The 5993-nt window shown below is 55.6% G+C and carries 6 protein-coding genes and 1 pseudogene; 5 read left to right on the forward strand and 2 right to left on the reverse strand.

Translation table 11 applies throughout. The annotated features are described in order from the left end of the window. The first annotated feature begins 205 nt into the window (after positions 1 to 205). Positions 206 to 763, forward strand: coding sequence for a GNAT family N-acetyltransferase (locus F9C28_RS19540; RefSeq protein WP_199016917.1), 558 nt, complete (start codon positions 206 to 208; stop codon positions 761 to 763). Here F9C28_RS19540 and F9C28_RS19545 read toward each other — a convergent pair whose 3' ends face one another. Next, positions 764 to 1192: a TOBE domain-containing protein gene (locus tag F9C28_RS19545; RefSeq protein ID WP_199016918.1), complete on the reverse strand. Its 429-nt coding sequence runs from the start codon at positions 1190 to 1192 to the stop codon at positions 764 to 766. Between the two features lie 298 nt (positions 1193 to 1490). On the opposite strand from F9C28_RS19545, the gene F9C28_RS20530 reads away from it, so the two are divergent. The 4 genes from F9C28_RS20530 to F9C28_RS19565 all read left to right on the forward strand — a co-directional run bounded on the left by F9C28_RS20530 (position 1491) and on the right by F9C28_RS19565 (position 4742). Next, positions 1491 to 1808 (forward strand): hypothetical protein, encoded by a 318-nt coding sequence (locus F9C28_RS20530; RefSeq protein ID WP_408641543.1) that lies wholly within the window; start codon positions 1491 to 1493, stop codon positions 1806 to 1808. Positions 1809 to 1919: 111 nt separating this feature from the next. Next, entirely contained in the window at positions 1920 to 3347 is a 1428-nt protein-coding gene (locus F9C28_RS19555; RefSeq protein WP_199016919.1) for a gamma-aminobutyraldehyde dehydrogenase, read from the forward strand. Between the two features lie 326 nt (positions 3348 to 3673). Further along, a complete protein-coding gene (locus F9C28_RS19560) occupies positions 3674 to 4456 on the forward strand; it encodes a transporter substrate-binding domain-containing protein (protein WP_199016921.1) in 783 nt (260 codons plus the stop codon). Positions 4457 to 4526: 70 nt separating this feature from the next. Then, positions 4527 to 4742, forward strand: coding sequence for a DUF2767 family protein (locus F9C28_RS19565; RefSeq protein WP_199016920.1), 216 nt, complete (start codon positions 4527 to 4529; stop codon positions 4740 to 4742). Between the two features lie 773 nt (positions 4743 to 5515). Here F9C28_RS19565 and F9C28_RS19570 read toward each other — a convergent pair. Beyond that, a pseudogene (locus F9C28_RS19570) lies at positions 5516 to 5899 on the reverse strand (miniconductance mechanosensitive channel); the annotation flags it as partial. Positions 5900 to 5993 lie beyond the last annotated feature (94 nt).

A 5993-nucleotide genomic window follows, 5' to 3' on the forward strand; every position in this document is an offset into this window, starting at 1 on the left:
CGAAAGCAGGTATGCCTGAAAGTGTGCGTATTGCCTGAAAACACAACCCGCTACGGGGGAGACTTACCCGAAATCTGATTTATTCAACAAAGCCCTTTCCAGGGCGACGAGACGCGTTTTTTCCGTCTTAACGTCAGCGGTTCGTGGGGGGAGGCAGAGCACCAGGCAATAGTTACGTTGTCACACTTAATCGGTGAGCTTATTGATGAACATAACCCATCCGCAGACAGCGCGCCTGAGGCTGCGCCCCTGGACCACACACGATAGCGCTGGATTTGCCCGCCTCAATGCCGATGCGCGCGTAATGCGCCATTTCCCCGCGGTACTTACCGCACCACAAAGTGATGCGCTGCTGGCGCGCTTTATGGCCCACTGGGCGGAACATGGCTGGGGGCCCTGGGCTATGGAGTTACGGGACAGCGGCCGTTTCCTCGGGGTTGTTGGCCTCGCGGTGCCCGCGCATCCGCTGCCGTTTTCCCCCTGTGTGGAGATTTTCTGGCGCCTTGATGCGGATTACTGGGGGCAGGGGCTGGTACCTGAAGCCGCCGCCGAGGTGGTGCGCCAGGGGTTTGCGGAGCGGGGGCTGGACAATATCGTCGCTTTTACCACACCGGATAACCGGCAATCATGGCGGGTGATGGAGAAGCTGGGGATGACCCGGCGCGGTGAGTTTATGCATCCGGCACTCCCGGCCGGGGACCCGCTGTGCCGCCACGTCCTCTACCAGCTGGATCGCGCCAGCTGGCAGCAGGGCAAGCGCTAATCAGGCTTTGACGGCAAGCAACACCGAAGAGGCTTTCACCAGCGCCAGTACCCGGGTACCGGTTTGCAGTGTCATTTCGCTGGCGGCATCATTGGTTATCACCGCCGTCAGGGTGATACCGGCATCGGTTTTGACCGTTACTGTGCTATTGACCGCGCCGGTATGTAATGCCGCAACGCTGCCGGGGAACTGATTACGGGCAGAGAAGCGATAACCGCAATCTTCACTCGCCAGGGTGACCCAGGGCGCCTTAATCACCGCAATTGCCGCTTTGCCTTGCGCTAATCCCAGTGACTCCCGGCTGCTGTGCGTTACCACGGCCACTAAATCCCCACCGTCTTTCAGGGTCAGCACGACCTCATCGTTCACCGCCCCGGTGGTCACCTGGCTGATACTCCCCTGAAGCTGGTTGCGTGCAGAAATACTCATGGTTGTTCTCCGTTTCAAATGGTCACCGCTAAGGATACGCCAGTCTGGCGGGTTCGCCAGCGGTCATAGGAAATAATGATACGGCATACCACCGGTTAACCAGTTGTCTACACTCTAAAAATCGCCATTTTTGTTTGACCGGCAGCGGCAGCTTCCACTGAAAACCGGTGAGCGATACGTCACATAGTTGTTAAAAATATGTGACTAAAAATAATGACAGGCTAGTGTTGATCTCAGGGAAAATTATTTTCAGGCCAGGGGGGCTTAGTGCAGGCTTTGTTCTGACAGGAGTAATACCGTGATGTACAACCACTTTGCCCCCAGGGCCCTTGCCGGGTTGTGTTTTACTGTGGCCGCCCGGTTATGGCATCGGCAATATGCCGATGGCCGTTACCGTGGTACCGGTGGTACTGATTACCGGATATTTACGACTACCAGCCTCCCGCAATATCGTCTTACCGCCTGTGCGTTCAGCGCTGCTGGCATGCGCTGTCGTTTGATAAAAACCATTGTGACCACCTTTAGCGCCGGGCACCCGCGTACGCCGCCGCTATGGCTGCTTCACCAACGGGGTGTGGTGATACTGGTAACCGCAATACCGATTTTAGGCGCCTGATGGCGGACGCAGGATAGCGACAGCGCACCAGGCAGTGAGCAGTAACCCGTAGACAACGTAATAAAGCAAAACACAACACGACAAAACAACACGACAAAACAAGGTGACAGTATGCAGAGCCAACAACTCATTAATGGTCAACTGGTAAATGGACTGGGTGAATCCATTGCGGTGCACAATCCGTCAACCGGTGCGGTGATCGTTAAGGTAGCAGAAGCCACAGCTGAGCAGGTTAACGAGGCGGTAGAGGCAGCCGATGCTGCATTCGCCACCTGGCGCCTGACCACGCCAAAAGAGCGTGCCGGGCTGCTGCTTAAACTGGCAGATGCCATTGAAACCCACGCGGAAGAATTTGCCCGTCTTGAGTCCCTCAATTGCGGCAAACCGTACCATCTGGTGCTCGGGGATGAGCTGCCGGCCATTGTGGATGTTTTCCGCTTCTTTGCCGGGGCCGCCCGCTGCCAGAATGGCCTGGCGGCGGGGGAATATCTGGCAGAGCACACCTCGATGATCCGTCGCGATCCGATTGGGGTGGTGGGATCGATTGCCCCCTGGAACTACCCCCTGATGATGGTGGCGTGGAAGCTGGGGCCAGCCCTGGCCGCCGGGAACTGTGTGGTGCTGAAACCCTCAGAGATAACCCCGCTGACGGCATTTAAACTGGCGGCGCTGGTGAAGGATATTTTCCCTGCCGGGGTGGTCAACATTCTGTTTGGCCGGGGCCCGACGGTGGGTGATCCGTTAACCAGCCACCCGAAAGTACGGATGGTATCGCTGACTGGCTTGGTGGCCACCGGCCAGCATATCGTGCGTAATGCGGCAGACACCATGAAACGCACCCATATGGAGCTAGGGGGCAAGGCACCGGTTATCATTTTCGATGATGCCGATCTGGATGCGGTGGTAGAGGGGATCCGTATTTTTGGTTTCTATAACGCCGGGCAGGACTGTACTGCCGCGTGCCGTATCTACGCCCAGCAGGGGATCTATCCGGCCCTGGTGGATCGTCTGGCGGCGGCAGTATCCACCCTGAAACACGGCCAGCCAGATGACGAGACAACCGAGCTGGGGCCCCTGAGCTCTCTGGCCCACCTCGAGCGGGTCAGCAAGGCGGTGGAGGCCGCAAAAGCGTTACCGCATATCCAGGTGGCTACCGGTGGTAATAAGGTGCCGGGGGAGGGATATTTCTTCCAGCCGACAGTGCTGGCGGGCGCCCGCCAGGAAGACGATATCGTGCAGCGCGAAGTGTTTGGCCCGGTGGTCAGTATTACGCCGTTCAGTGATGAAGCCCAGGCGCTGGCTTATGCCAATGACTCACAGTACGGGCTGGCGTCATCGGTCTGGACCCGGGATGTTGGCCTGGCGCACCGCATCAGCGCCCAGTTGCAATACGGCTGTACCTGGGTTAACACCCACTTTACCCTGGTCAGTGAAATGCCCCACGGTGGCCAGAAGCTGTCCGGTTACGGCAAAGACATGTCGGTGTATGGCCTGGAAGACTACACAGTGGTACGCCACGTGATGATTAAACACACGTAGTAACGTAACGGGCGGTGATAGCAGGGAATGCCGTCACCGCCCGTGTTACTCTGCTTACTGTACCTCCCGGCATCACCGCCGACACATCACCACCGCGCTGGCCGTTATGCCGTCGCCAGGCCATTCTGCTTACATTCTGAAAACAAAATAATCACACAACGGCAGCGTTCCTTGTGTACCGTAACGTGAGCAACGCTATCGCGCTGCGCCCTCTGGCGGGCTGGCGATGCGGCACAACATCAGGCCGGTTTCCCCGGCTTTCGCCGCGTGCCGGCCATGATGACAACGGTACTTTTCAACATGGACGAAAGCGAGTGACAACCTCTATACACCAGAAAACCGGCCTGCTTGCGGCGGTGATGATCTTGATATTCTCCCCGGCGGTGCCTGCCGCCCAGGACGTGTTACGCATTGGCGCCGATCTTACTAATCCGCCGTTTCAGTTCCGGGATAAAGACGGCAACCCGGGGGGATTTGAAGTCGATCTCACCAATGCGGTATGCAAGGCCGTTAACGTCAAATGCCGCTATGTCGTGAACACCTTCGATGCGCAAATCCCGGCACTGCTGGCGCGAAAGGTCGATGTGATATTGCCACTCGGCGTTACACCAAAAAGAAAAGCCGCCATCGGCTTCAGCCGCTACGTATTCCATTTGCCCACCCGGCTGGTTGCCCGCAAAGCGAGCCATCTTCAGCCCCAGGTAGACAGCCTGAAAGGCAAGGATATTGCGGTACAGCAGGGCAGTATTCAGGAAATCTATGCTGAAAAATACTGGCGACCGGCGGGGGTAACGATTAAGAATTACCCCGATCTGGAGGCGATTTACGAGGATCTGTACGCCGGCCGCGTGGACGGGGCGTTAGCGCCCGCCGTTACGGTGATGTATGGCTTCCTGCACACCCCCCAGGGGGCCGATTTTGCCCTGACCGGCCCCGAGGTGACGGACGCCGATCTGTTCAGCAAAGGTTCGGCTTACGGTATCCGCCACGACGACAGTGCGCTGACGCAGTTAATCAACCAGGGGCTGGAGGCCATTATCCGCAATGGCCGCTATGCCGAAATAACGCAACATTATTTCGGCGCGCAGGATTTGAGCGTGAAGGAGTAGGGTACAGCGAGCAGGGCACAGCGCCGCCGCCGGCAGTAAATATGTTACCCTATTGAAAAAAGGAGAACATATGGACTATCGCAATCATCCACTTTACCCGGAGTTGTGCCGGGTTATTGGCAATGTGGTACTGGAAATTCATGAATTTGGTATGGAGCCAAAACCGCTGGTCATCGCCGGTATGTTACGTACCGCCCTGGCAGGGCAACACCAGCTGGCCCCGGATACGCGGGAGGCGATGGAAATGGCGATGACGCTGATGGCCACGCCGCTGCGGGACGCGTAACGCTACTGGTGAGGGCTTGCCCTGACAGCTGCAGGTCGGGGCAGTATTTTGCTGGTCGTCAGGAGTGTTTACTGTCGTGTTTCTTGTAAAACACCCTGTCAAGGCGCAAAAATAAACCGATCAGGGCCACCACAATAATTGTCAGACCGATAGCCTGAAGCCATTCATTATTACTCATGTCATACTCCCTGTCTGATGTCCATAGGGTTAAAAATACCTTGTTTTATACTTGCTTGATACTGGACGCTAAATCAAGAGGGTAGTGTTATTTTTTTCGCGGGTGGCGCAGAATATAATATATAGCTGATAATTGGTTAATAATATTGATAGTTAATGCACCACTATAATAGTGGTGTATTTTGTGGTGGCGGTTGTTGCTGGCTGCGCCATTGTTGCCATTTGGCCGTCATCTCCCGATATCCGGTGGACGTATTAGGGAATGCACAGTGGCCACTACCTATTTTAATAATTAATAGATTGGCATTGATAATATATTTCATCGCCCACCTCGCACTAATAAAAAAGATGATTTTCTTGCATAGCTGATATTTTTATATCATTTGTCGCCAGGTGACTATAGGCATAAAATGGCAAAAAATGATTGCGGCGTAAAAACAGAAGCACAACAAGGCGTTAAACGCCATTGAGAAATACGATTAGATTAATACGTATAATCCACTGGCGCGATACCGCCGGGCGGGTAGACTGTTGCCCCGCAAAACCGGCCGGCCGCATCCTGGGCCTGCCGGTTGTGCGCTAATGTCGGCCTGCGGTCAGCTGGCCGCCTGGCCGGCGCTCCCCAGCCCGCTGCGCACGTCATACCCGGTGGGGGTCTGGTGAATACGCAAATCAAACTCACCGATAATGGCCATGATATGGTCAAAAATATCTGACTGAATCGACTCATACTCCAGCCAGACAACGGTGTTGGTGAAGGCGTAAATCTCAATCGGTAACCCGGTAGCGCCTGGCTCCAGCTGGCGAACCATCAGGGTCATATCTTTGCGGATCCGCGGGTGGTTACGCAGATATTCGGTAAGATACACCCGGAAGGTACCGATATTGGTCAGCCGGCGGCCGTTAAGCTGCGAGTTACTCTGGGCCTGACGGCTGCTGTTCCAGGCATTGATCTCTTTGCGGCGTTCTTCCAGATAGGGAAGGTGCGAATAAGCAGGTCATTTCTTCCCAAGCTGACTCGCTGATTAAAATTTCGCGGATCTGGGCCGATTTTTTTCCCGCAAACACATCGAA

Origin of the sequence: Shimwellia pseudoproteus (assembly GCF_016415625.1) — a bacterium.
GTDB classification, from domain to species: domain Bacteria; phylum Pseudomonadota; class Gammaproteobacteria; order Enterobacterales; family Enterobacteriaceae; genus Shimwellia; species Shimwellia pseudoproteus.